24 protein-coding genes are annotated in these 23,407 nt (G+C 69.4%); 15 read left to right on the top strand and 9 right to left on the bottom strand.

Annotated elements, in window-relative coordinates; genetic code table 11:
* Window positions 1–58: 58 nt before the first annotated feature.
* The 3 genes from KIS93_RS07005 to KIS93_RS07015 form a co-directional block, all read right to left on the bottom strand.
* Entirely contained in the window at window positions 59–496 is a 438-nt protein-coding gene (locus KIS93_RS07005; RefSeq protein ID WP_080038674.1) for a YdeI/OmpD-associated family protein, read from the bottom strand.
* A gap of 8 nt (window positions 497–504) precedes the next feature.
* Window positions 505–915 (bottom strand): VOC family protein, encoded by a 411-nt coding sequence (locus KIS93_RS07010; protein ID WP_080038675.1) that lies wholly within the window; start codon window positions 913–915, stop codon window positions 505–507.
* 96 nt (window positions 916–1,011) lie between these two features.
* Window positions 1,012–1,464 (bottom strand): carboxymuconolactone decarboxylase family protein, encoded by a 453-nt coding sequence (locus tag KIS93_RS07015; protein WP_080038676.1) that lies wholly within the window; start codon window positions 1,462–1,464, stop codon window positions 1,012–1,014.
* Window positions 1,465–1,607: 143 nt separating this feature from the next.
* Here KIS93_RS07015 and KIS93_RS07020 point away from each other — a divergent pair, with 143 nt between their 5' ends.
* A complete protein-coding gene (locus KIS93_RS07020) occupies window positions 1,608–2,474 on the top strand; it encodes a sigma-70 family RNA polymerase sigma factor (RefSeq protein ID WP_080046729.1) in 867 nt (288 codons plus the stop codon).
* A 7-nt stretch (window positions 2,475–2,481) separates the two neighbouring features.
* On the opposite strand, the gene KIS93_RS07025 is transcribed toward KIS93_RS07020, so the two are convergent.
* The gene (locus KIS93_RS07025; RefSeq protein WP_080038677.1) at window positions 2,482–2,775 is read right to left on the bottom strand and encodes a vWA domain-containing protein; all 294 of its coding nucleotides are present in this window, start codon (window positions 2,773–2,775) and stop codon (window positions 2,482–2,484) included.
* Between the two features lie 169 nt (window positions 2,776–2,944).
* A complete protein-coding gene (locus KIS93_RS07030) occupies window positions 2,945–3,394 on the bottom strand; it encodes a hypothetical protein (protein WP_186403945.1) in 450 nt (149 codons plus the stop codon).
* Window positions 3,395–3,565: 171 nt separating this feature from the next.
* Here KIS93_RS07030 and KIS93_RS07035 point away from each other — a divergent pair, with 171 nt between their 5' ends.
* Both KIS93_RS07035 and KIS93_RS63125 read left to right on the top strand, forming a co-directional pair.
* Window positions 3,566–4,207, top strand: coding sequence for a response regulator transcription factor (locus tag KIS93_RS07035; RefSeq protein ID WP_186404005.1), 642 nt, complete (start codon window positions 3,566–3,568; stop codon window positions 4,205–4,207).
* Between the two features lie 442 nt (window positions 4,208–4,649).
* Window positions 4,650–5,420, top strand: a complete 771-nt coding sequence (locus KIS93_RS63125) for a sensor histidine kinase (protein ID WP_222107298.1) — start codon at window positions 4,650–4,652, stop codon at window positions 5,418–5,420.
* A 73-nt stretch (window positions 5,421–5,493) separates the two neighbouring features.
* On the opposite strand, the gene KIS93_RS07045 is transcribed toward KIS93_RS63125, so the two are convergent.
* The gene (locus tag KIS93_RS07045) at window positions 5,494–5,976 is read right to left on the bottom strand and encodes a hypothetical protein (protein WP_186403946.1); all 483 of its coding nucleotides are present in this window, start codon (window positions 5,974–5,976) and stop codon (window positions 5,494–5,496) included.
* A gap of 40 nt (window positions 5,977–6,016) precedes the next feature.
* Between KIS93_RS07045 and KIS93_RS07050 the strand changes: the two genes are divergently transcribed.
* Entirely contained in the window at window positions 6,017–6,604 is a 588-nt protein-coding gene (locus KIS93_RS07050) for a tyrosine-type recombinase/integrase (protein ID WP_186403947.1), read from the top strand.
* Between the two features lie 313 nt (window positions 6,605–6,917).
* Here the strand turns inward: KIS93_RS07050 and KIS93_RS07055 are convergent, their stop codons facing one another.
* Both KIS93_RS07055 and KIS93_RS07060 read right to left on the bottom strand, forming a co-directional pair.
* Window positions 6,918–7,160, bottom strand: a complete 243-nt coding sequence (locus KIS93_RS07055) for a transposase (RefSeq protein ID WP_080038681.1) — start codon at window positions 7,158–7,160, stop codon at window positions 6,918–6,920.
* Between the two features lie 165 nt (window positions 7,161–7,325).
* On the bottom strand, window positions 7,326–8,540 hold the full coding sequence (locus tag KIS93_RS07060; RefSeq protein WP_080038682.1) for a serine hydrolase domain-containing protein: 1,215 nt from the start codon (window positions 8,538–8,540) through the stop codon (window positions 7,326–7,328).
* Window positions 8,541–8,709: 169 nt separating this feature from the next.
* Here KIS93_RS07060 and KIS93_RS07065 point away from each other — a divergent pair, with 169 nt between their 5' ends.
* The 11 genes from KIS93_RS07065 to KIS93_RS07115 all read left to right on the top strand — a co-directional run bounded on the left by KIS93_RS07065 (window position 8,710) and on the right by KIS93_RS07115 (window position 21,761).
* A complete protein-coding gene (locus KIS93_RS07065) occupies window positions 8,710–9,294 on the top strand; it encodes a TetR/AcrR family transcriptional regulator (RefSeq protein WP_222107299.1) in 585 nt (194 codons plus the stop codon).
* 635 nt (window positions 9,295–9,929) lie between these two features.
* The gene (locus KIS93_RS07070) at window positions 9,930–10,142 is read left to right on the top strand and encodes a hypothetical protein (protein WP_080038684.1); all 213 of its coding nucleotides are present in this window, start codon (window positions 9,930–9,932) and stop codon (window positions 10,140–10,142) included.
* A gap of 153 nt (window positions 10,143–10,295) precedes the next feature.
* Window positions 10,296–10,601, top strand: coding sequence for a hypothetical protein (locus KIS93_RS07075; protein WP_155127200.1), 306 nt, complete (start codon window positions 10,296–10,298; stop codon window positions 10,599–10,601).
* 1,117 nt (window positions 10,602–11,718) lie between these two features.
* Window positions 11,719–12,969, top strand: a complete 1,251-nt coding sequence (locus tag KIS93_RS07080) for a bifunctional glycosyltransferase family 2/GtrA family protein (protein WP_080038686.1) — start codon at window positions 11,719–11,721, stop codon at window positions 12,967–12,969.
* 7 nt (window positions 12,970–12,976) lie between these two features.
* Window positions 12,977–15,139, top strand: a complete 2,163-nt coding sequence (locus KIS93_RS67330; protein ID WP_080038687.1) for an ArnT family glycosyltransferase — start codon at window positions 12,977–12,979, stop codon at window positions 15,137–15,139.
* Between the two features lie 54 nt (window positions 15,140–15,193).
* Window positions 15,194–15,895 (top strand): response regulator transcription factor, encoded by a 702-nt coding sequence (locus KIS93_RS07090; protein ID WP_080038688.1) that lies wholly within the window; start codon window positions 15,194–15,196, stop codon window positions 15,893–15,895.
* A complete protein-coding gene (locus KIS93_RS07095) occupies window positions 15,892–17,349 on the top strand; it encodes a sensor histidine kinase (protein ID WP_080038689.1) in 1,458 nt (485 codons plus the stop codon). Before KIS93_RS07090 ends, KIS93_RS07095 begins: the two co-directional genes overlap by 4 nt.
* A 143-nt stretch (window positions 17,350–17,492) precedes the next feature.
* Window positions 17,493–18,353 carry a polyphosphate polymerase domain-containing protein gene (locus tag KIS93_RS07100; RefSeq protein WP_329607723.1) on the top strand — a complete coding sequence of 287 codons (861 nt, stop codon included), beginning with the start codon at window positions 17,493–17,495 and terminating at the stop codon, window positions 18,351–18,353.
* A gap of 6 nt (window positions 18,354–18,359) precedes the next feature.
* The gene (locus KIS93_RS07105; RefSeq protein ID WP_080038691.1) at window positions 18,360–19,037 is read left to right on the top strand and encodes a DUF4956 domain-containing protein; all 678 of its coding nucleotides are present in this window, start codon (window positions 18,360–18,362) and stop codon (window positions 19,035–19,037) included.
* A 4-nt stretch (window positions 19,038–19,041) separates the two neighbouring features.
* Window positions 19,042–20,757, top strand: a complete 1,716-nt coding sequence (locus KIS93_RS07110; RefSeq protein ID WP_080038692.1) for a CotH kinase family protein — start codon at window positions 19,042–19,044, stop codon at window positions 20,755–20,757.
* Window positions 20,758–20,840: 83 nt separating this feature from the next.
* Window positions 20,841–21,761 carry a VOC family protein gene (locus KIS93_RS07115; protein WP_080038693.1) on the top strand — a complete coding sequence of 307 codons (921 nt, stop codon included), beginning with the start codon at window positions 20,841–20,843 and terminating at the stop codon, window positions 21,759–21,761.
* Between the two features lie 355 nt (window positions 21,762–22,116).
* Here the strand turns inward: KIS93_RS07115 and KIS93_RS07120 are convergent, their stop codons facing one another.
* Window positions 22,117–23,385 carry an MFS transporter gene (locus KIS93_RS07120; protein ID WP_329607765.1) on the bottom strand — a complete coding sequence of 423 codons (1,269 nt, stop codon included), beginning with the start codon at window positions 23,383–23,385 and terminating at the stop codon, window positions 22,117–22,119.
* Window positions 23,386–23,407: the final 22 nt, after the last annotated feature.

The following is a 23,407-nucleotide window of genomic DNA, read 5'->3' on the forward strand; positions in this document are numbered from 1 at the left end:
GTCCCGCAGGCGCACGTCCTCATTCATGCGGGGCAGTCAACCACCCGCCACCGACAGTTCAGCCGTCACGCAGCGTCGCCAGGAACTGCTCGATCCGGCGGGCGCGCGTCTCCGGCCGCTTCGCCGACTCGATCGCGTGCACGTGCTGCCGCCTGGCGCTGTGGGAGAGGCGGTCGTAGGCGGCCCGCGCGGCCGGGTCGGCGTCGAGGGCGCGAGCGAGCTTCTCAGGCTCGGCGACGGCCGGGGGCTCGGGGTCGATCTCCAGGCCGACCTCGACCTCCTCCCCGATCTCGACGCCGGCGGCCTCGCGGTTGGCCTTGCTGAGGCCGAGCAGGTAGCGTCCGCGCATGATGGCCACCCTGCTCCTCCAAGTGTGGCCGTTGAGCGTGATGATCACGCGGGGCCGCTTGCCCGCGCCGAGTGCGTCCACGACGGCCTCGGGAACCTCCAGCCCGCGCATCGGCTCGGGAGGCTCCACAACAGTACGAAATTTCATCAGATCGCTCAGTGCAGCTCGTTGATGCGGATCAGGTTGCCGGCGGGGTCGCGGAAGGCGCAGTCGCGGCGCCCGTACGGGTGCGCGATCGGCTCCTGCACCACCTCGGCCCCCCGCGCCTGCACCCGGTCGAACGCCTCGTCGAGGTCGGTGGTGCCGAGGTTGAGCACGGCGTAGGTGCCCTTGGACATCATCTCGGCGATGGTGTGCCGCTCGTCGTCGGTCAGGTCGGGGCTCGCGGCGGGAGGGCGCAGGACGATGGAGGTGCCGGGCTGGTTCACGGGGCCGATGGTGATCCAGTGCAGCCCGTTGTACTCGACGTCCTTGCGGACCTCGAACCCTAGGATGTCGCGGTAGAAGGCCAGCGAGGCGGCGGGGTCGTCGTGGGGCAGGAACGTTTCGTGGATGGTGAAATCCATGTCGATGAAGGTAGTGGGGGCCCGCGGGCCGGGCTTCTTGATTTCTGATCGTTCGGGCACAGCGGCGGCCCGCCGGGGCGGGCCGCCGCGGGGTGCTCACTGCCAGTTCTGGCCGGCGGGCACCTGGAACGTGGTGTTGATGCGGTTGAAGAAGTTCGTCGTCGCGATCATCAGCACCAGGGCTCCGAGCTGCCGCTCGTCGTAGTGCTTGGCCGCCTCGGCGTAGATCTCGTCCGTCACCGCGCCGGGCCGGTCGGCCAGCCGGGTCGCGGCCTCGGTGAGCGCCAGCGCGGCCCGCTCGGCGTCGTCGTAGATGGGGTTCTCGTACCAGGCGGCGAGATTGAGCAGCTTCTCCGCGCTCACCCCCGACCTGGTGGCACCCTTGACGCCGGCGTCCACGCAGGCGCTGCAGCCGTTGATCTGGCTCGCGCGCAGGTGCACCAGCTCCATCGTCTCCTGCGGCACGCCGCCGCCGTACATCACCTTGTAGAGCTGCTGCACGGCGCCCGTGATGTCGGGCTGGCTCGAAGGGTCCTTGATACGCGTCATGTCTGCTCCCCCGTGAGGGTCGTCGGTTCGGTTGACGCCACTACGACGTGCCGCGCCCCGGAAAGGTAACGCGGGCGGCGACGTTACCTTTGGGGCCCGCGGCACGTCGTAGTGGCGGAGAGCATCGAGGAAGGACCGTGATCGTGACCGACGAGGAAGAGCTGGCTGCCGCGTTCGAGGACCAGCGCTCCTACCTGCACGCGATGGCGTACCGGCTGCTCGGCTCGCACGCGGACGCGGACGACGCCGTGCAGGAGGCGTGGCTGCGGCTCGTGCGCAACGGCGCCGAGGGGATCGGCGAGCTGCGCGGCTGGCTGACCACGGTGACGGTCCGGATCTGCCTGGACGTGCTGCGCAGGCACGGCGTACGGCGCGAGCAGCCGCTGGAGCTGGAGGTCGGGATGCTCCCGCGCGACGCGGTCTGGGAGGCTGGGGCCGATCCCGAGCAGGAGGCGCTGCTCGCCGAGTCCGTCGGTCTCGCCCTGTACGTCGTCATGGACGTCCTGACGCCGGCCGAGCGGGTGGCGTTCGTGCTCCACGACGTGTTCGAGGTGCCGTTCGACGGGGTGGCGGCGATCCTGGGGCGCAGCACCGCGGCCACGAAGATGCTCGCCAGCCGCGCCAGGGGCCGGTTGCGGGCGGGCGTGCCCGCCGCCGACACCGCGGGCAGGGAGGTCGTGGACGCGTTCTTCGAGGCGGTCGGCCACGGCGACGTGGACCGGCTGCTGACCATCCTCGCGCCCGACGCCGAACTGCGCAGCCAGACGCCCGGCGGGGTGTTCACCGTGCGGGGCGCGCGCGAGATCGCCGGTCAGGCGACGCTGTTCAGGAACGCGCGGGCGCGGCTGCACCCGGCGCTGGTGGACGGGGCGCCGGGAGCCGTCATCACCATCGGCGGGCGGCCGACCACGGTCGTGGCCTTCACGATCGTGGACGGCGTCATCACGACGATCCGGTCCATGACCGATCCGGCCCGGCTGGGCCAGGTCGTGCCCGCCTGGGTGGGCTGAGCAGGGATTATCGGGCGCGGCGCAGGCGCAGGAAGTCGCTGAGGACGTACTCCCCGAGGCGGTCGGCGCTCGGGGAGAAGACCCGGCCGCCGTTCCTGCGGGCGACCTCGTCCACGAACTCCTTCAGCCGGTCGTCGGCGGCCAGCATGAAGATGTTGATCGTGGCCCGCCGCCGGGTCATCTTGTCGATCTCGGCCAGCGTGAGCTCCAGCGTCTCGTGCGACGGCGGCCACTCGAACGCCCACCGGCCGTTGCGCATGAGGTGGGCGGTGGGCTCGCCGTCGGTGATCACCAGCGCCACGGGCTCGAAATCGGGATGGCGGTCGAGGTGGCGGCCGCCGCACGCACGGCTTCCCCGGAGACGAGGCCGAGTCACTCAACGCCCTGGCGGAAGCAGCCCGGGCCATGGGCGATCCCGCCCAGGCCGTGGCCGACCACGACGCCGCGCTGGCCGTCGCCCGCGAGGTCGGCTATCGGCCCGAACAGGCCGCGCCCATGACGGCCTGGCGCGCGCCCACCGCGATCTCGGCCAGATCGACCTGGCCCGCGACCACGCGCTGCGGGCCCTCGACCTGTACACCGCCCTCGACAGCCCCGAGGCCGGCGAAACCCGCGTCTTTCTCAGCGAACTGTGACGCGCCTCGGTCGTTCTTGCGGGTGGGCACGAGGGAACGGTCGCGGCCAACCACCTCCGTTTGCGCACCGACGTCGACAAACGCGCCGTCATCCTGCCCGGCCGGATCCTCCTCCTCGCCCGGGTCGGCCGTCTTCGCGATCAGGGCGAGCATCCGCGCCACCGCCTCGGCGGGGATCCGACCGCAGATCCTCGCGGTCAGCGCCTGCTCGGCCTGCCGCAGCCGATCCCGCGTCGGCGGCTCAATCCGCTCCTCCCTCAAGTGCGCCAGCAACTGCTCGCGCACCCGATCGACCTGCCGCTCCTCACACACCTCGACGGCCAGCCACTGCGCAGCCTTCTCCGCATCGGCCGCCGAGCACTGGGCATCGGCGTGGTCCTCTTTCCCTTCTTCCAGGCCGTACTCGGCTGGTCGGGCCTGCTGCCCACGGTCGCGATGATGCCGATGGCCCTCGCGATGATGATGTCCTCCGGCCTGGCCCCCAAGCTGGCCGCAGGAATCGGCGCTCGCATGACTACGGTGGCGGGCATCGCACTGGCCGGCGTCGGCATGGCGCTCATGGCCCTGCTCGTCTCCGTCAGCGGCGGCTACCTCTCCGTCCTGCCCGGCCTGCACGGCGACGCGGTGTGCCGCCGGCTCGTCCAGCGGGGGGTGTCGCGGGTGCTGATGCTGACCGCGTCCGACGCCGTTGAGGACCGAGTAGGCGGACTGATGCTGGGCGCGGACGACTACCTGGGCAAGCCGTTCGCGTTCTCCGAGCTGGTCGCCAGGGTACACGCCCTGATATGGCGCAGCGCACCGGCCCGCCCGCCGGTGCTGCGCGCCGCCGGCGTGACCCTGGACCTGGCCCGGCGCAGCGCCGAGCGGGACGGGCGGCTGCTGCGCCTGACGCCCAAGGAGTTCGGCGTGCTCGAGCAACTGCTCGCCGCCAGTGGTGACGTGGTCAGCGCGGAAACCCTCCTGGACAAGGTGTGGGACGAGCACGCGGACCCGTTCACCAACGCGGTCCGGATCACCGTCGGCACGCTGCGCCGCAAGCTCGGCGACCCGCCGCTGATCGAGACCGTCACCGGCGCCGGCTACCGAATCGGAGGGTGAGGGGTGGTCCGACTCTGGATGGGCCGGTTGACCGCCCGGGCCCGGCTCACTCTGCTGCAGACCGCCCTGGTGCTGACCGCCGGCGCCGCGCTGACCGGGTTGACCTACCTGCTGATGCGCCGCGGCACCTTCTTCACCCGCCTGGACCGGAGCGGCTCTGACCCATCGGGCACTGACCCGCCGATGCCGACACCGGCCGAGGACCTGCAAGTTTTCGCCGACCTGGTGCAGGCCGACACCCTGTCCGCGCTGCTGCCCCAGGCCGCTCTGGCGCTCATCGTGGTGACCGCCCTGGCCGCCGTACTCGGCTGGCTGGTGGCCGGCCGGGTGCTGCGCCCGATCCGCGTCATCTCCTCCACCGCCCGGCAGCTGTCGGCTGAGAACCTCACCGATCAACACCCCCGCCGACGAACTGTCGGCATTGGCGGGCACGGTCAACGACATGCTCGACCGCATCCAACGCGGCGTCGCCGAGCGGGACCGCATCCTGGACAGCCAGTGGCTGTTCACCGCCAACGCCGCTCACGAGCTGCGCACCCCGCTGATCACCGCCCGCACCGCGATCGACGTCACTCTGGACGGGCATCCCAGCCGTGCCGAGTTGCTCGCGATGGCCGGTGACGTGCGCGGCGCCGTCGAGCACATGCAGCGCGTCCTGAATGGGCTGTTGCTGCTGGCGCGCAGCCAGGCCGGGCTCGCGGCGCGGGAGCCGGTCGACTTGGCCGCTGTGGCGGCCGCCGCCCTCGACGCCGCCGGAGCGCGGGCGGCTGTCGCCGGCATCGCCGTACGATCCGAGTTTCAGCCGACATCGGTCACCGGCGACCCCATCCTGCTCGAACGCATGATCGGCAACCTGGTCGACAACGCCATCCGCTACAACCGACCGGGCGGGCACATGGCCGTCGCGACGGGCCCGGCGGATGGGCGCGCCGTGCTGCGGATCTCCAACACCGGCCGACACATCTCGCCCGGCGAGGCGGAGAAGCTGCTCGAACCGTTCCTGCATGGGCAGGGCACCCGCATCCGCACCGAGGGTCTGGGGTTGGGACTGTCGATCGTGCGCGCGGTCACCCTCGCTCACCAGGGACGGATCACGGTCGACGCCCGCACCGGCGGCGGCCTCGACATCACCGTCGACTTCCCGCAGAACCCGGTGACGAAGGACGCGAGATCGCAGGATACCGATTCACTTCAGGAAACGGCCCTTCCGTGAAGTAATCTGCATGCCTCACCAGACGCCCAGGTCGGCCGACCCGTCCCCCGGATCGGATCACGCCGAAATCACCTCACGAAAGGTGGTCGGGCTCTCCGAGCGCCTCGATCCGGCCGACGACAGCCTCACCACCTGGAGCGAGCGCTACCTCGACCTGGCCGTGCGCGGAGTCCGCTCGGCGGAGGTCGCCGGAAAGATCACCCGCCACCTCGCGCGATTCATCGCGTGGATGACGAGCGGGCTCGGCCACGACCGGCTCTCGGCCGTCACCCCGCGCGAAGTCGCCGTCTGGCGCGACCACCTGGCCGCCGCCGGCAACCCCGGCCGCGACGGCAAGGGGGAGCCGATGGCCGCCGCAACCGTCAACAACCACCTCGCGCACCTGTCGGCACTGTTCACCTGGATCACCGCGCACGCCCCCGCCGGGCTGCTCCGACACGGCGACCCGACCAAGAAGGTCACCGCGCTGCCACTGCCCACCCCGCAGGTGCGTGCCCTGGCTGCCGCCCAGGTCCGCACTATCAAGAACGTCGTGGACCGGATCGAGACCTTCCACGAGCTCAAAAGGCCGCCGCCACCGCTGCACCAGCGCGCGGGTGCACGCCCACGCCCGCCCGGTCCGCGACCGCGCCATCATCTACCTGCTGCTCGGCGCCGGCCTGCGCCGCGCCGAGTTGGTCGGCCTGGACCTGCAGCAGCTCGAGCCCGCCGATCCCGATCGGCTGCGCCAGGTCAAAAAGGCCCGCCTGACCGGCGTGCGCGGCAAGGGCCGTACCAGCCGCACCGTGTTCCTCGGCCGCGACGCCCGCCAGGCGCTGGCCGACTACCTGGAGTACGAACGGCCCGGCGACGCGGCCGCCAGCACCGGCCCGGCCGCGCTGTTCCTCTCAGCCGCCTCCATCGCCGCCCGCCACCCCGACGGGCGCATGTCCCCGCGGTCGATCAACACCATCGTCAGCGAGATCGGCCGCCTGCACGACGCCCAGATGCTCGATCCCGACCGCAAGTTCGGCTCCCTGCGCCCACACGACGCCCGCCACACCTTCGCCTTCCAACTCTCCCAGGCCTCCGGCCACAACCGCGCCGAACTCGAACGCCGCCTCGGCCACGCCAATGACCGCTACCTGCGCCTGTACACCAACCCACCCGACGACATCGCTGCCGGCTACGTCGAAGACCTATGACCACGAGGCTTGAGCGCCCTGACAAAACCAGTGAGTCGACATGGGGCATGAGGCGCAGGCTCGCAACGGCCCTCCGATCACGGTGGCTCCTGCCGTCAGGACTGACCACGACAAATAGCGACCCCAAAGTCACGTCATCAAACGATCCAAGTCACAACCGAGGGGCAGGGCGGCACGCACCAGCCGGGCAGCGCGGACAAGACAGTGATGGGGCCTCTGGCCAGGCTCCTATGAAGTCACAGGTGCCGCGTCCGGTAAGTGCACACGAGCGCTTCCCGGCCAGGGCCGACAGATCCCGTTGAGGACCACAAGGTCAGTCAGGCGCTGGGTCAGCCCCTGCCGGGAAGCGCTCATCTACATCATCACTGTCAGTCGCGATCTTGCCGGGGTCGTGCATCGCACGGGCTGTCCGCCAGCGCTCCAGGTGGGCCGATAACTTGCGGTCCAGGCCGGTGACGCGCAGGGTCTTGAGCAGCAGCAGGCTCCCGGCATGAGACAGCAGTCCGGTGCCGTCCTCGGAGGCGGTGATGGTGCGCTGGGAAGCGATGGTCTTCACGTGAAGAGTGCTTCTCGATCTGGCGTGGACAGGACTCTAGACCAGCCCCATCCTCCCAGCTCGGAGGCACTTTTCTCATACAGAGGATCAACCCGCGCGAAATTCACCGTGAAAGCCCGAGGTTAGCGACTTGAGCTTCAACCCGGCCGCCCTCCCGCAGGACCGCTAATCGACCAGTGCCTGGTACACAAGCGGGCGGAGCTGACCGAAGATGGGCTGGACGCTGGAGGGGATGCACTGAGACAGGAAGATCACAGTGAGCTCCTCTGCGGGATCCACCCAGAACGCTGTCCCCGCCGCTCCGCCCCAGCTGTACTCACCCTCCGTGCCCAGGTCCTTCTGCTTGGCGGCATCCTGGACGACGGCGAAGCCGAGCCCGAACCCCGTGCCGCCGTTGGAGATCTCGGAGAATACCCGCTGGCCGAACTCCTCCAGGTCGACGCCACCGGGAAGGTGGTTGCGCGTCATGTAGGCGACCGTGCGCGGGCTGAGAACACGAGCTCCCTCGAGTTCCCCGCCGCGCAGCAACATCTGCGTGAATCGGTGGTAGTCGCCCGCGGTGGAGATCAGCCCGTGCCCGCCCGACAACAGCGTGGGCTGTAGCGGCGGGGGCGGGATCGGCACCAGACGCCCCTCCGGCGCCTGGCCGTACAAGGTGGCCATGCGCTGGGGATCGGTGGGTTCGAACCCGGTCTCGTGCATTCCGAGCGGCTCGAAGATCCGCTCGGCGAGGAACCGGTCGAGCGGCAGGCCGGAGATCACCTCGATGAGCCTGCCGAGCACGTCGGTGGCGACCGAGTAGTTCCACTGCGATCCCGGCTCGAACAGCAGCGGCAACGCGGCCCACCGTTCCACGCACCCGGCCAGGTCCAGTCCGGTCGGGTAGGGGCCGTCGAACCCCGCCGCACGGTACATTTCGTCCACTACGCTCTGGCGGTAGAACTCGTATGTCAGGCCCGCCGTGTGGGTGAGCAGATGCCACACACGGATCGGCTCCGTCGCCGGTCGTGTGGAGGGTGCGGCCGCAGGCCCGCTCTCGTAGACACGCATGTCCGCAAATTCCGGAAGATATTTGGCCACAGGGTCGGTGAGCAGCAGCCTCCCTTCCTCGTACAGAGTCATCACCGCCACCGACGTGACCGGCTTCGACATGGAGTAGATCCGGAACAAGGTGTCCTGCTCGACGGGCAGTCCGGCCGCGATGTCGCGACTGCCGTGGGCCGACAGGTGCGCGATCTCACCCCTTCGGCTGATCAGGAGCAGCCAGCCGGGCCACCGGCCGTCATCCGTTCCTGCGGCGAAGTACCTGTCGATCCGGGCCAGCCGCCCAGGATCGAACCCGACCTTCGCGGGGGGACACGTCACGGATACTGCACTCACGACAACCTCCGGTCGCTTCAGGTTCTCTGATCAAAAGATGAGCCGCAGCCCGGCGGGGCCCAGCTGCTGCACGGATCGGCCAACGGCGCCCGTGCAAGATTCGGCACAGTCATCGACGGCTTCATGATACGAACGTATCACAGTCATGATACGGCTGTATCATGACTGGGTGCCGACGAAAGTGGACCACGAAGAACGCCGCCATCAGATCGCCGAGGCCGTCGTGCGTATCGCCGCCTCGCGCGGCCTCCAGGCGGCCAGCATGCGCGAAGTCGCCGCCGAGGCGGGCGTTTCGCTTCGGCTGGTGCAGTACTACTTCCACACCAAGCAGGAATTGCTCGCCTGGGTGCTCGCCTACCTGGGCCAGCAGCTCGGCCGGCGGATGACACGCGCGGTGGCCGCACAGCCCGCGTCCCCCCGGACCTTCCTGTACGCGGCGCTGACCGCGCTCCTGCCCACCGATGAGGAGAGCCGCCGCATCGTCCTGGCCTACGCCGCGCACTTCACGCTCACCCTCACCGATCCCGACCAGGAGCCCGGCCTGTCCTACGCCAACGCCCTGCGCGACCTCGTGGCCGAGCGGTTCGGCCAGGCCAGGGTGAACGGAGACCCCAGCACCAAGGCCGCCATAGCACTCGCCCTGGTATCCGGACTGCAGCTGAGCGTGCTCGCCGGTCAGCACACGGGCGAGGAGGCGGTGGCGCTGCTCACCAGCCACCTCGACGAGGCGTTCCGCACCCCGGGCGCCGCCTGAGCAAGGCTCAGGCGGCGCTGCGGCTGGCGCTGGCCGTCACCCGCAACCGCGGCCCGGTCGGCAAGGAAGAGTTCGACGCCGTACGGCAGGCGGGGCTGAGCGAGGAGGAGATCGTGGAAGTGATCGCCAACGTCGCCCGCAACATCTTCACCAACTACGTCAATGAGGCACTCGACGTCGAGGTGGAATGGCCGCTGGTCACCCCCTTCAGGAACGCGGTGCGGAGCTGAGACTCAGCGGCTCGCTCCGGGCACCTGACCGTTCCGCCTCCAGGCGGTCGGCGACACCCTGACCTTCGGCTGGTCACTCGGGTGCGCCTTCACGATCACCTCGTGATGGTGCCGGTACGGCCCACGCCGAAACTGAAGGCGCGAGCCGTACCGGAAATCGGGCGAGATCCGCACCGTCGAAACCACACGGCCCAGAACTGGACAACCTCGAGATCACGAACAGCGGCACCGTCTACGTGTCGAACTTCGCACGCGGCAACGTCGGGCAGGCGGACCCGAAACCCGGGAAACTCGTACCCGTGCTCCCGGACGGCCCGTTGTCGGCGCCGGTCTCGCTGAACCCCTGGCGACGGCGGTTTCGTTGCCGGTGACCTGACGTCGGTCGTCAAGATCAGCTCTTCCGGCGTGGTCGACCGCGTCTCCCGGTTCGTTCTGGACGACAATCAGATGCTCACCCCGGGAGCCCTGCAGATCGGCCGCGACGTCTACCTGACCGACTGGCTCTCCGGCGGAAAGATCTCCAAGCTGAATCTCGACACGGGCACCCGTTCGACCGTGGCCAGCGGTTTCGTGGCTCCTGGCATCTGCGTCAAGGCCCGAACAGCACGCTGCTGGTGAGCGACCACGGGCTCGGTCAGGTGCTCTCGGTGCCGATCGACGGCTCGGGGTCCTCGACGCCGCTGCTGACCAGCCTCGACTCCGTCGGGGGCCTCTCGCCTTCGACGCCTCGCGCGGGGTGGCTATGGGTCGGAAAGCGACAACGGAACCGTGGTGAGCGTTCCGGTGTCCGGTGGGACGCCGACAGTCGTGGCGACCGGGCTGTCCACCCCCGAAGGCATGGCCGTGCAGCAAGATGGAAGTCTGCTCGTGGCCGAAGCGGCCACCGGTTTCATCACGCGCATCGATCCGTCTAACGGTGCGAAAGCGACCGTCGCCAGCGGGTTCAACATGGACATCCGCGGTTTCAGCCTGTTGCCCTTCGTCAACTACACGGCGGATGTCGCCACGCTCAAGAAAGGCAACATCGTGGTGAGCAACCCCGCGGACGGGAGCGTCACGACACTGATCCCCAGCTGAACCTTTCGAGGGGCGCGTGGCTCAACCGAGTTGAACGGACGCCGGAGTCTCCCTTCCGATTTGGGTTGCGAGAGTGCCTGAGGGCAGCCCGTCGCGTGCAGAAGCCACGTGTGCGTCTGCGCGTGTCATGCCCCGACCAGGGTGCCGATGAGGGGTAGCGGGCAGCGGCTGGCGTCCGGGACCCATTCCCGTCGATGCATCGGACGGCTCCGGTCATGCAGATGGGCCGGATGGTGTCGCATACTTTTCGGTGCGGTATCGAGATCGGCCAACGGTGCGAGACGTGCGCTCGCTGCTGGCCATCGGGGCCTGACCGGCGGGGAGTCGCGAACGACGACAGCCCTGCCACACGTCGACAAGGGGCGCGGTTAGCGATGACGGCACCCGCCATCCAGTTCCTGGACACTCTCCGCGCTGACTTCGCCGCTGATGGCCACCACGGCCAGGTAGAAGGCGATGCTCACCACAACGCAGCGGGCTTGATGGCTGATGAACTGCTGCTGCTCCTCTGTCGAGGCCGTGTACAGCAGGCGCCGCCATCATGAGCGCCCTACTCGTCTACATCGCCTTCCGCGACCCCAAGAACACCCCCTCCGCGGTCGCGGACGAGACAGACCCCGCTGAGGCTGTCTCCGCTGGCTGACCGCACAAGAGCCGGGCCGCAGCCGGAAGCAAAGGCAGAACCACCCCGCCCCTGTCAACAACGCTCGTGGTCAATACGGCTAGCTGCTCTCGTGTGAACAGGCGGGAATTCGGAGTATCGAATAGTTGGCCACTACTGGTCTGGCAGATGAATTCCAGGTGCGCAAATGACACCTGAGGTAGTAGACGTTGTCTTTGATGATCTTCCTGCCTTGAAATGGCGGCTTCCGGGCCTCGGTCGCCCGCCCCGGCGGAGAAGGCCTCGCCATCCAGGCCATGCAGGGAGGTTCACAAGATCCTCAAATAGAGGCAACCGTCCGCATTGCCATACTCAGGGACGCGGCAGTGCTGGAGATGACGGTGATTAGACAGCGCCCTTCGGGCAGGGGTCGCTGCGAACTCTCACATTACTCACACAGTCGCATGCGATGACTTGTCCCATGACAGATTCGCGAGCGGGCAAGCGGTGACGCGCATGACGGACAACGCCGTGGCCGCGCGAGGCGGCGCCTCCCTGCCTCCCGGGTTGACCGCGACGGTGGAGATCGTGGTCCCCGTGTACAACGAGGAGCGGGCGCTGCCCGGCTGCATCGATGTTCTCCATGACTATCTCAAGCGGTGTTTCCCGTTCGAGTGGACGATCACAGTGGTGGACAACGCCAGCACCGATCGAACCCCGGTGGTCGCCGCTGAGCTGGCCGACCGCCATCGGGGTGAGGTCCGGCTGCTGCGGCTGGAGCGCAAAGGGCGGGGCCTGGCGCTGCGCACGGCGTGGGCGCGCAGCCAGGCCGACGTCGTGGTGTACATGGACGTCGATCTGTCGACCGGCCTGGACGCCCTGCTGCCGCTGACGGCGTCGCTGGTCAACGGGCACTCCGACGTGGCAATCGGCTCCCGGCTGGCGCGCGGCGCCCGTACGTTGCGGGGGCCGCGCAGGGAGATCATCTCGCGGGCGTACAACGCGTTGATCAGGATGACGCACGGGGTGGGGTTCACCGACGCGCAGTGCGGGTTCAAGGCCGCCCGGACGGAGGTGGTGCGCCCGCTGCTGGAGAAGGTGGAGGACGACGGGTGGTTCTTCGACACCGAGTTGCTGCTGCTCGCCGAGCACAACGGGCTGCGCGTGCAGGAGGTGCCCGTGGACTGGGTGGAGGACGTCGACAGCCGGGTCCAGGTCGTCTCCACCGCCCTCGACGACATCAAGGGTCTGATCCGGGTCGCCAGGGCCAAGGCGTCGGGCGCGGCCCGCGTCCCTGGCCTGCCGCGCCGCCCCGAGCCGCGCGCCGCGCACCCGGACGCCGTGCTGGCCCCGCACAGTGACGGCGGCTTGTTGTGGCAGGTGCTGTCGTTCGGGGCGATCGGGGTGCTGTCCACGGTGGCGCACCTGGGCCTATACGCGCTGCTGCGCATGTGGCTGCCCGTGCTACTGGCGAACCTGCTGGCGTTGACCGTCACCACCATGCTCAACACCGAGGCCAACCGCCGCTTCACCTTCACCGCCGCCCGGGGCTCCACCACGCGTACGCACCTGCTGGGGCTGGTGGTGTTCGCCCTGTACTACGCGGTGACCTCCGGCGCGCTGCTGGTCCTGCACGCCGTCACCCCCGATCCGGCGCGCCTGCTGGAGCTGACGGTGCTGATCTGCGCCTGCGTGCTGGGCACGGCCGGGCGATTCCTCCCGCTGCGCGGCTGGGTCTTCCGCCGCGCCTCCACCTCCGAGAGCTGACCGACTGATGACCGCCATCTCCCTGCGCGCCGTCGCCCTCCGGCGGTACGCGCTGACCGCGATCTGCCTGCTGGCCGCCCTGCTCTACGCGTGGTCCTTCTGGACCTGGGGCTGGGGCAACACGTACTACAGCGCCGCGGTCAAGTCCATGTCGGCGAGCGTGACCACATTCCTGTTCGGCTCCTTCGACCCGGCCGGCGTCTTCACGGTGGACAAGCCACCCATGGCGTTGTGGCCACAGGTCATCTCGACCTGGGTCTTCGGATACCACGGGTGGGCGCTACTGCTGCCCCAGGCCGTCGAGGGCGTGGCGGCGGTGTTCCTGCTGCACCGCACCGTGCGCCGGTGGGCCGGTGAGGGCGCCGGGCTGATCGCCGCCCTCGTGCTCGCCGTGACGCCGGTGACCGTCGCCATCAACCGGGACAACAACCCGGACACGCTGCTGGTGCTGTTCCTGGTGGCCGCCGCCTACGCGCTGACCCGTGCCCTGTCGCCCGGCCTCGCGCCGCGCCGGGCCACCGGCTGGCTGATGCTGGCCGCCTTCTTCATCGGGTGCGGGTTCACCACCAAGATGCTGGCCGCGTGGGTGTGCCTGCCCGCCTTCCTGCTGGCGTACCTGTTCGGGACCTCCGCGCCGTGGCGGCGACGGATCGGCGACCTCGCCGCCGCGGGCGCCGTGCTGCTGGTCAGCTCACTGTGGTGGGTGGCGCTGGTGGATCTGTGGCCCGGCGAGAAGCCGTACATCGGGGGCAGCACGGACGGCACCGCGCTGGACCTGGTGCTGGGCTACAACGGCCTCGGGCGCATCTTCGGCGAGGGCGGCCCCGGCTTCGGTGGTGGCGGGCCTGGCGGAGGTGGGCCGCCGGAAATGCCGGGCGGGTTCCAGTTCCCCGGCTCGAACGGCGAACCGCCCGCCTCGTACACCGGGTCACCCGCCCCGTACGGCGACTTCCCCATGCCCCGGGGCGGTGGCGGCGGCATGTTCGGCGGGGACGCCGGGCCGGGCCGCATGTTCAACGACGCGGTGGGCGGTCAGGTGAGCTGGCTGCTGCCGCTCGCGCTCCTGATCATCGCGGGCGTCGCCGTGCTCGCCGTTCTGGCCAGGCGCCGGGGCACGGCCGTCGGGCCGGCCGAGCGCGGCGGATGGCTGTTGTGGGGTGGGTGGCTGCTGGTCAACGCGGTCGTCTTCAGCTTCGCCTCCGGGATCTTCCACTCCTACTACACCACGATGCTGGCTCCCGCCATGGCCGCCCTGATCGGCACGGGGATCGTCCGGATAGCCCGCCACCGCGCGGGCGCGCTCATGGCGGCGGGAGCGGTGGCCGTCACCGCGGCCTGGGCCTGGGTGCTGATCTCGCGCGACACGTCATGGAACGGCTGGTTGCGCTACGCCGTCCTGGCCGCCGCCGTCGCCGCGATCGCCTTCCTGCTCGTCGTGATGCGCCGTGGCCGCCCAGGCCCGGCGGTGGCCGCGGCGGTACTCATCCCCTCGCTGCTGGCGCCTGCCACCTGGTCGGTCGCCTACGCCTTCGGACCGCCCGAGACCAGCACCACCAACCCCACCGCTGGGCCGCGCGGGAGCTTCGGCGGCATGCCGTTCGCGGCGGGCCGGGGCGGCGGTACAGGTGGCATGCCCGGCTCCGACCGGCAGGACGCCTCCGGCGATACTCCCGGAGACAACCGGCAGGGCGGCCGCGGCTCCGGCGGCGGGATGCCCGGTTTCGGGGGTGGCGGCTTCGGCGGCGGGCCCATGGGTGGTGGTGCCGAGCTGAGTGCGGAGCAGCGCAAGATCCTCGACTACGCAGTCGCCAACTCCGGTGACGCCCGCATCAAGCTCGCTGTCAACTCCCCCGCCATGGCGACGGCCTCGTACATCATGAGCAGCGACGAGGTCGTGATCGGCATGGGCGGCTTCACGGGCTCCGACCCCGCCCCGACCGCCGAGCAGCTCGACCGCTGGGTCAAGGCCGGCGAGCTGCGCTACGTCCTGAGCGGCCCCCGCCAGGAACGGATGATGGGCGGGCAGGGCGGCGGCGAGTCCCGTACGACCTGGATCACCAAGACCTGCAAGGTGGTGCCCGCCTCGGAGTACGGCGGCACCGAACAGACCGCCACCTCGGACAGATCGCCGTTCGGCGGCGGCCAGACCCTCTACCGGTGCGGCGCCTGATCCCGCGGCGCCGCCTCACACATTGCTCTCACCGGGAGCGTGTAGAACGAGGTCGTGAACGAACACCCTACCGCGAAAGTCCTGGTCGTCGACGACGAACCGAACATTCGCGAGCTGCTGTCCGAAGCCCTTGAGCTGAACGGCTTCGCCGTGCGGACCGCCTGCGACGGGCGCCAGGCGCTGGCGGAGGTGGCCCGCGAACGGCCTGACATCATCGTGCTGGACGTGATGATGCCGGGCCTGGACGGGTTCGCGGTCGCCCGCAGGCTGCGCGAGGCCGGTGACAGCCCCATGATGCTGTTCCTGACCGCCAGGGACACCGTGTCCGACCGGATCGCCGGGCTGACCGCAGGTGGCGACGACTACGTGACCAAGCCGTTCAGCCTGGAAGAGGTGGTCCTGCGGCTGCGGGCCATCATGCGCAGGGCGCGGCCGACGGAGGAGCAGGCCGACGACGGCGTGCTGCGGTACGCGGATCTGGAGCTCGACGAGCAGGCCCACAGCGTGCGGCGGGCCGGGCGGCCGATCCATCTGTCGCCGACGGAGTTCAGCCTGCTGCGGTACCTGATGATCAACGCCGAGCGGGTCGTCAGCAAGGCGCAGATCCTCGACCGCGTGTGGGACTTCGACTTCGACGGCGAGAGCAGGATCGTGGAGTCCTATATCAGCTACCTGCGGCGCAAGATCGACGCCGAGGGCCCACCACTGATCCACACACTGCGCGGCGTCGGCTACCGGCTGCAGGGGCCCTCATGAAACCGGTCCTGCCCCTGCGGCATCGGCTGCTCATCGCGCTGCTGGGACTGTGCGCGGCCGGGTTGGCGGCCTTCGCCACGGCGAGCGTGCTGCTGCTGGACCATTCGCTGTTGACGAGGGTGGACACTCAGTTGACCGAGGTGGCCACCACGTTCGGCCGGCGCCCGGTGCCCCCTCCGCCGTCGGCCGATACACTCCGGACCCCTCAGCTCCCCACGCAGTTCAGGATCGCCTTCTACAGTCCTTCCGGGGCTCTGCTGCGCAACCTGCCCACGGAGAACGCGAACGGCCCCGCCCTCTCGCCTGCCGTGATCGCCAGGGCCCCGCGAGTGCCCGTCACCGTGTCCGCCAGCACGGGCCCGGAGCAGTGGCGCGTGCTGGTGAAGGGCCTGCCCGACGGCACCAGGCTGGCGGTGTCGATGTCGCTGGAGCCCAACCGGGCGACCGTGCACCAGATCCTTGTCATCGAGGTGGTCGTGGGCAGCCTGGTGCTGCTGCTGCTCGGCATGCTCGCCCTCGCCGTGGTGCGCCTCGGGCTGCGCCCGCTCACCCGCATGGAGCGTACGGCCGAGGCCATCGCCGGCGGAGACCTCGACCGCAGAGTCGACGACACCGACCCGGCGACCGAGAGCGGGCGGCTCGGCAGGGCGCTCAACATCATGCTGGAGCGGCTGGCGACGGCGCTGCGCGAGTCCGAGCGCTCCGAACGGCGGCTGCGGCACTTCGTCGCCGACGCCTCCCACGAACTGCGCACGCCGCTCACCTCGATCCGGGGCTTCGCCGAGCTGTACCACCACGGCCAGGGCCCCCGGGACCCGGCGGCCGAGCGGCTGCTGCGCAGGATCGAGGCCGAGGCCGCCCGCATGGGCGTCCTGGTCGAGGACATGCTGCTGCTGGCCCGCATGGACCAGGAGCCCACGCTGGAGCCCACCGTCGTGGACCTGCACGTCCTGACCGGGGACGTGGTACACGCCGCCCGCGCCCGGGACCGCGACCGGCCGATCCGGCTGGCCGTCTCCGACGAGCCGGTGTTCGTGCTCGGCGACGAGCACCGGCTGCACCAGGTGATCGCCAACCTGGTCGGCAACGCCATTCAGCACACGGCTCCAGGGACAGAGGTCCGGGTCGAGGTCGGCCCGCGCGCGGTCGCCGGGGTTCCCGCTCCCGGGGCGGTGTCCGTCGGCTCAGGACCCGCCCCTCACGCCAGGGCCGCGCTGATCGAGGTGCGCGACGAAGGTCAGGGCATCGATCCCGAGCACCTGCCGTACCTGTTCGACCGCTTCTACCGGGCCGATGCGGGCCGCTCCCGCGGCAGCGGCGGTACCGGGCTGGGCCTGGCCATCGCCGCGGCGCTCGTGCAGGCACACCACGGCCGGATCGAGGTGACGAGCACCCCGCGCCGCGGCACCATCTTCCGTGTACTCCTGCCACTCAACCAGCCCGAGGACGGCTGAACCCTCCGTTCACCTTCACGTCAGATGCGGTTCACACATTATTCCCAGCTTCGTGCTGTCAGATGTGTGCTGACGAAAGGAGGGACATGCTGGAAAGGTTCCGCAAACGAGCGGTTTCCGCCGCTGACGGCGCTGATCGGCCGGTGTCCGGTTCCGAGGTGGACGGCGAGCTGGGTCACCGGCTGCGCGCACCCAGCAAGCTCCACGCCTTCAACCGCTACGAGATCAAGTACCTCGTGGACGCGGCGGAGGCGGCCGAGCTGAGGCAGGAGATCGAGCAGCGGCTCGACCGCGACCGGCACAGTGGCGACAGCGGTTACGGCATCTGGAGCGTCTACTACGACACCCGGCAGTTGCGCTTCTACTGGGAGAAGATCGAGGGGCTGAAGTTCCGCAGGAAGCTGCGGGTGCGTCACTACGGCGACCGGTTCTCGGTGGGGCTGGACACGCCTGTGTTCGTCGAGATCAAGCAGCGGGTCAACCGGGTGACGCAGAAGCGCCGGGTACGCCTGCCGTACGCCGACGCGCTGCGCCTGTGCGACGGACGGCAGATGGTCGAGCACGACCCTTCCCAGCGCGCCTTCCTGGAAGAGGTGCTCGACCTGGTCCTGCGGCTGGACCTGCGGGCCGTGGCGATGACCGGCTACCAGCGGCACGCGTACGTGGGCCGTGACGCCGACGTGGGCCTGCGGGTCACCTTCGACCACCGCATCCGGGGCCGGGACCGGGACTTCCACCTCGGCGCCGACGCCGAGAACCGGCTCATCGTGCCGGCCCGCAAGGTGATCGTGGAGGTCAAGGCCAACGAGCGGGTGCCGTACTGGCTGACCGACCTGACCGCCAAGCGGAACCTGCAGGTGGTGCGGGTCTCGAAGTACTGCCAGAGCGTCGAGGCGCACGGGCTGGCACCGCGCTCGATCTTCCACATCCCCGACCACGACCTCGACCACAACCACGATCTCGATCTCGGCCGCGACCGGCCGAGCGTTCTCTCGGAGGCATGACCCCCCATGGACTTCTCGTTCCAGGATCTGTCCGGCACGTTCAGCGTGGCCGACATCGCGATCGCGATGTCGCTGTCGTTCGTGCTCAGCGCGATGATCGGCTGGGTCTACCGGGCGACGCACCGCAACGTCTCCTACAGCCAGTCGTACGTGCAGACGCTGGTCATCCTCGGCATGCTGATCTCGCTCATCATGCTGGTCGTCGGCTCGAACATCGCCCGCGCGTTCGCCCTGGTCGGCGCCCTGTCGGTGGTGCGCTTCCGTAACGCCATCAAGGAGACCCGCGACGTCGGGTTCATCTTCCTGGTGATGGGCGTCGGGATGGCCGTCGGCACCCGCTTCTACCTGCTGGCCATCGTGGCCGCCGTGGCGATCTCGCTGATCATCGTGGTCATGCACCGATTCAACTGGTTCCAGCTCAATGTGCGCCGCCAGGTCGTCAAGGTGCAGGTGCCGTCGGACGAGGACTACACCGCCTCGATCCAGGACGTGCTCATCCGGCACACCGACGAGTTCGAGCTGGTCAGCATGGAGTCGATCAGGGCGGGCGCGCTCACGGAGCTGATGTACACGGTCAAGATCAAGAAGGGCAGCGAGCCCGCGGACGTCATTTCCGCCCTGCGCGAGCGCAACCACGGCCAGTCGGTCACCGTCCTGACCGGATACGACCAGACCGACCTGTAGCGCCATGACGTCCCTCAAACACCGCATCCCGGTCAAACTCCGACACAACTGGAAGCTCGTCGCGCTCTGCCCGGCGTTCCTGGCGGCCTGCTGGGGCGTGTTCGGCAGCGGCACCATCCGCCCGTACGTCACCAGCGCCCAGGTCGCCGAGGCCGAAACCCCGATCACGAACCTGACCGGCACCAAGGACCTGTTCGACGCCTCCGTGGCGCACGACGTGAAGATCACCTTCACCGACGCGTCCTACGAGGACATGCTGACGGAGTATTTCAAGGACGGCGAGAAGAAGTATGTCGAGGCGGACCTGACCATCGACGGCACCCGCATCCCCAGCGTGGGCGTCCGCCTCAAGGGCAACTCCACCCTGATGGGGCTGACCTGGAAGGGACAGTCCAAGCAGCGCGGCATGCCCGGCGGCGGCCAGCGGCCCGAAGGGCTGCCGGAGGGCTTCCAGATTCCCGAAGGCTTTCAACCACCCGAGGGATTCCAACCGCCTGAAGGCTTCCAGCCGCCCGGCGATGGACAGCCGGCGGCCGGGCAACCCCAGGCCACGCAATCCCCGTCCGGGCAGCCCCAGACCGGGCAGCCGCAGACGGAGCAGCCGCAGACGGGCCGCCGCGGCGAGTTCGGCCGCGGTGGCGGGCCGGGCGGCTTCGGCGCGCAACTCAAGGGCGAGGAGCCGGAGAACCTGCCGTGGCTGATCAGCTTCGACGAGTTCGTGGAGGGCCGCCGCTACCAGAACCACACGCAGGTGGCAGTGCGACCGGCCTCGACGGGCTCGACGGCGATGCTGAACGAGGCCCTGGGCATCGCGGTCGTCGGCGCCGCCGGCGAGCCCACCCAGCGCTCCACCTACAGCTCCTTCACCGTCAACGGCCGCTCCGCCGCCCCGCGCCTGCTGGTGGAGTACCTGGACGAGGGCTACGCCGAAGGTCTCGGCAACGGCGTGCTCTACAAATCGCTGGCCTCGGGCTCCTTCGACTACAAGGGCGAGGACCAGACCGAGTACACCGAGGACTTCAAGCAGATCAACAAGGTCGGCGGCAAGGACCTGCAGCCCGTCATCGACCTGGTCAAATGGGTGAACGAAGCCTCAGACACCGAGTTCGCCGAGGGCCTGGCCGACCGCCTGGACGTGGAGTCGTTCGCCCGCTACCTGGTCCTGCAGAACCTCATGGTCAACTTCGACGACATGGCCGGGCCCGGCAAGAACTACTACCTGTGGTACGACCTCGGCACCAAGAAGTTCAAGGTCATCACCTGGGACCTCAACCTCGCCTTCAGCGGCAACGCCGAAAGCGGTGTGAACGACACGATCAGCATGGGCTTCGGCCGGGGCCGCCCCCAGCAGACCCAGCAGCAGGGCCAGCCAAGCCAACAGCAGGGCCGGCAAGCTCAGCCCTCGGCCCCGCCGGACGACCAGGCGCGGACGCGCCCGGAAGGTGGCGGCGGCATGATGCGCATGGGCCACCCGCTGAAGGAGAAGTTCCTCGCGAACGCCACCTTCAAGAAGGTCTACGAGGAGCAGTACCGTGCCCTGTACACCAAGCTCCTGGCCAGTGGTACGGCGTCCGGCCTGCTCGACGACCTCGTCGCCGCGTACAAGCTGAACGAGAAGGCCGACCCTGCCAAGATCGAGGAAGAGGCGAAGACCCTGCGCACCTTCCTGCAGACCCGGACCAAGGCCCTGGGCTCGGACAAGGCGATCAGCGGCACCTGACACCACCGCAGCAAGGGGTCCGCCGCGCCTCACGGCCCGGCGGACCCGCTCGCCATCCGCCGGGGCCGTTCAAGGAACCAATCATGGGACTTCATCGCCTGACCACCGTCGCGATCGGCGTGCCGAACCTCGCGGCGACCGCTCGTTTCTACGCCGACTTCGGCCTGACCCCCGTCGGGCGCGGCACCTTCGCCACAGCCGGCGGAGGCGAGCAGCTCACCTTGGTCACCGCTCCTCACCGCCGCCTGCTGGAGCTGGGTGTCGGTGTGGAGCATGAGGACGACCTGCACCAGGTGGCCAGTTCGCTGACGCGGCTTGGCCTGCCCTTCCTGCGCGACGCGACGTCGCTCACTGTGCGCGACCCTGGAACCGGTGTCGAGGTGCGCTTGGAGATCGCCGCCAGAATCGCGCCGTCTCCGGCTCCCGTCCCCGCCGCCGGCGCGCCAGGCATCGGCATTCCCACCGGAGAACGTACACCGGCGGGGCAGCATGCCCCCGTCCGTCCCCGCAAGCTGGGCAACGTGACCATCGGCTCCCCTGGCCACGAAGCCAGCCGGCGGTTCTTCCTCGAAGGGCTTGGTCTCAAGGAGAGCGACCGTATCCCCGGCGTGACCACCTTCATGCGTTGCTCCACCGATCACCATGACGTGACGGTCCAGAAGGCCCCTGTGACCATGCTTCATCACACCTCCTGGCAGGTGAACGACGTGGACGAGGTGGGCCGCGGAGCGACGGCCATGCTGGCGGAGGACCCGGCCAGGCACCTGTGGGGGCTCGGCCGGCATCACATCGGATCCAGCTTCTTCTGGTATCTGAAAGACCCTGCGGGCAACTTCGCCGAGTACTACGCGGACATGGACCGCATCCCGGACGACCAGCCGTGGATCCCGCAGGACTGGCTCGACGCCCGTGGGCTGTACAGATGGGGACCGCCGACACCCGCCGCATTCCTCAGCCCCGACGACCTCGCCGAGCTGCTCAGCACGGCGTATCTGGCCGGCTGACGCACACTGCCATCAGGCGGACCGCTCAAGGCAGCGGTCGAGAAAGGCGCGGGCGCGCAGGGTGAAGCGGACGCGCGAGACGAAGGCGGCGACAAGCACGTCCCCGCCCACGTGCTCGCCGGGCTGAGCCGGCGCAGCGCATTCTGAGCGGCATCGTGCACCTCAACGATGAGACCGCGAACGCCAAGGACCACCGAGCCCAATGGCCCGTTCGGTGGCGTGCCGACCTACAGCACCGGATCGCGTTACGACGGGCACCGAGACCAACATCAAAAGCGTTCACCGAGGACCCGCCGGATCGCCCTCCGCCGCGAGCCCGCCAGTACGCCCGCGGAACCGGTAGCGTGCCGTCGCGTCAGCCGGCGGCGGAGGGCTGGGGTGCCTCGGCGTTCGCGGTTCCCGTTTCGGGATGGTCCTCCCCCAGCCGTGGGTTCGGCAGGAAGAACGTGAGCGCCAGGGCTGCCAGGGCGACCACGGACAAGCCCGCGAAGATCGGCAACAGCGCATCGACGTACGAATTCACCACCTGCTCGCGGATGGCCTCGGGCAGCGAACGGACCAGCGCGGGGGTGAGCGACTCAACGCCCCCACCGCCCAGGTCCGCCGCGAGGCCCGACAGGGAACCGGTGAGCCGCTCGGCGAACAGCGCGCCGACCGCTGCCGTGGCGACGGTGGCCCCGATCTCCCGGAAGAAGTTGTTGGCGGAGGTGGCGGTGCCGACCTCGCTACGTGGGAAGGCGTTCTGCACAGCGAGGACCAGGTTCTGCATGAGCAGGCCCATGCCGATACCGAGCAGCGCCAGATAGGCGCATACCAGCTGGATCGGCGAGTCCACGTGGAGGGTCGAGAGCAGGTACACACCCGCCGGGACGAGGACCAGACCGGAGATGACGAAGCCCTTGTAGCGGCCGACCTTGGCGATGAGCTGGCCGGAGACGGTGGCGGTGAGCATCAGGCCGGCCACCATCGGCAGCAGGAGCAGCCCGGAGACGGTCGCCGAATGGCCGTAGACCATCTGCAGGTAGGTCGGCATGTAGCCGACGACGGCGAACATGCCGGTGCCGATGGCGATCATGCCGATGACGGTGGACAGGGCGAACACGCGGTTACGCAGCATGCTCATGGGGATGAGCGGTTCGGTGGCGCGCCGCTCGACCAGGACGAAGGCGATCGCGCCGGCGATGGTCACCGCGATGAGCGACAGGATCAGCGGCGAGTCCCAGGCGTGATCGTTGCCGCCCCAGTCGGCGACCAGCACCAGGCTGGTGACCGTGATGGCCATGAGGGCGGTTCCGAGGTAATCGAGTCTGACCGTCCGGCCGGGCTTGGGCAGCCGGATGCCGAAGTAGCTGATGGCGAACGCGGCGACGCCGAGGGGCACGTTGATCCAGAAGGCCCACCGCCACGAGGCGTTGTCGGTGATCCAGCCGCCCAGAAGCGGACCGGCCACCGAGGACAGGCCGAAGACCGCGCCGATGGCGCCCATGTACTTGGCCCGCTGTCGCACCGGCACCAGGTCGGCGAGGATGGTCTGGGTGCAGATCATGAGCCCGCCGCCGCCGAGGCCCTGGAGGGCGCGGAAGGCGATGAGCTGGCCGATGTCCTGGGAGAAGCCGGACAGCAGAGATCCCGCCGATGAAGATCGC

Origin of the sequence: [Actinomadura] parvosata subsp. kistnae (genome assembly GCF_900323885.1) — a bacterium.
In the GTDB taxonomy this organism is placed as follows: Bacteria; Actinomycetota; Actinomycetes; order Streptosporangiales; family Streptosporangiaceae; genus Nonomuraea; species Nonomuraea composti.

Bases quoted from the DNA above. Each gene is read 5' to 3' on its own strand.
- KIS93_RS07005 (WP_080038674.1), bottom strand. From the start codon at position 496: ATGAAATTTCGTACTGTTGTGGAGCCTCCCGAGCCGATGCGCGGGCTG.
- KIS93_RS07010 (WP_080038675.1), bottom strand. From the start codon at position 915: ATGGATTTCACCATCCACGAAACGTTCCTGCCCCACGACGACCCCGCC.
- KIS93_RS07015 (WP_080038676.1), bottom strand. From the start codon at position 1,464: ATGACGCGTATCAAGGACCCTTCGAGCCAGCCCGACATCACGGGCGCC.
- KIS93_RS07035 (WP_186404005.1), top strand. From the start codon at position 3,566: ATGATGATGTCCTCCGGCCTGGCCCCCAAGCTGGCCGCAGGAATCGGC.
- KIS93_RS63125 (WP_222107298.1), top strand. From the start codon at position 4,650: ATGCTCGACCGCATCCAACGCGGCGTCGCCGAGCGGGACCGCATCCTG.
- KIS93_RS07080 (WP_080038686.1), top strand. From the start codon at position 11,719: ATGACGGACAACGCCGTGGCCGCGCGAGGCGGCGCCTCCCTGCCTCCC.
- KIS93_RS67330 (WP_080038687.1), top strand. From the start codon at position 12,977: ATGACCGCCATCTCCCTGCGCGCCGTCGCCCTCCGGCGGTACGCGCTG.
- KIS93_RS07095 (WP_080038689.1), top strand. From the start codon at position 15,892: ATGAAACCGGTCCTGCCCCTGCGGCATCGGCTGCTCATCGCGCTGCTG.
- KIS93_RS07105 (WP_080038691.1), top strand. From the start codon at position 18,360: ATGGACTTCTCGTTCCAGGATCTGTCCGGCACGTTCAGCGTGGCCGAC.
- KIS93_RS07110 (WP_080038692.1), top strand. From the start codon at position 19,042: ATGACGTCCCTCAAACACCGCATCCCGGTCAAACTCCGACACAACTGG.
- KIS93_RS07115 (WP_080038693.1), top strand. From the start codon at position 20,841: ATGGGACTTCATCGCCTGACCACCGTCGCGATCGGCGTGCCGAACCTC.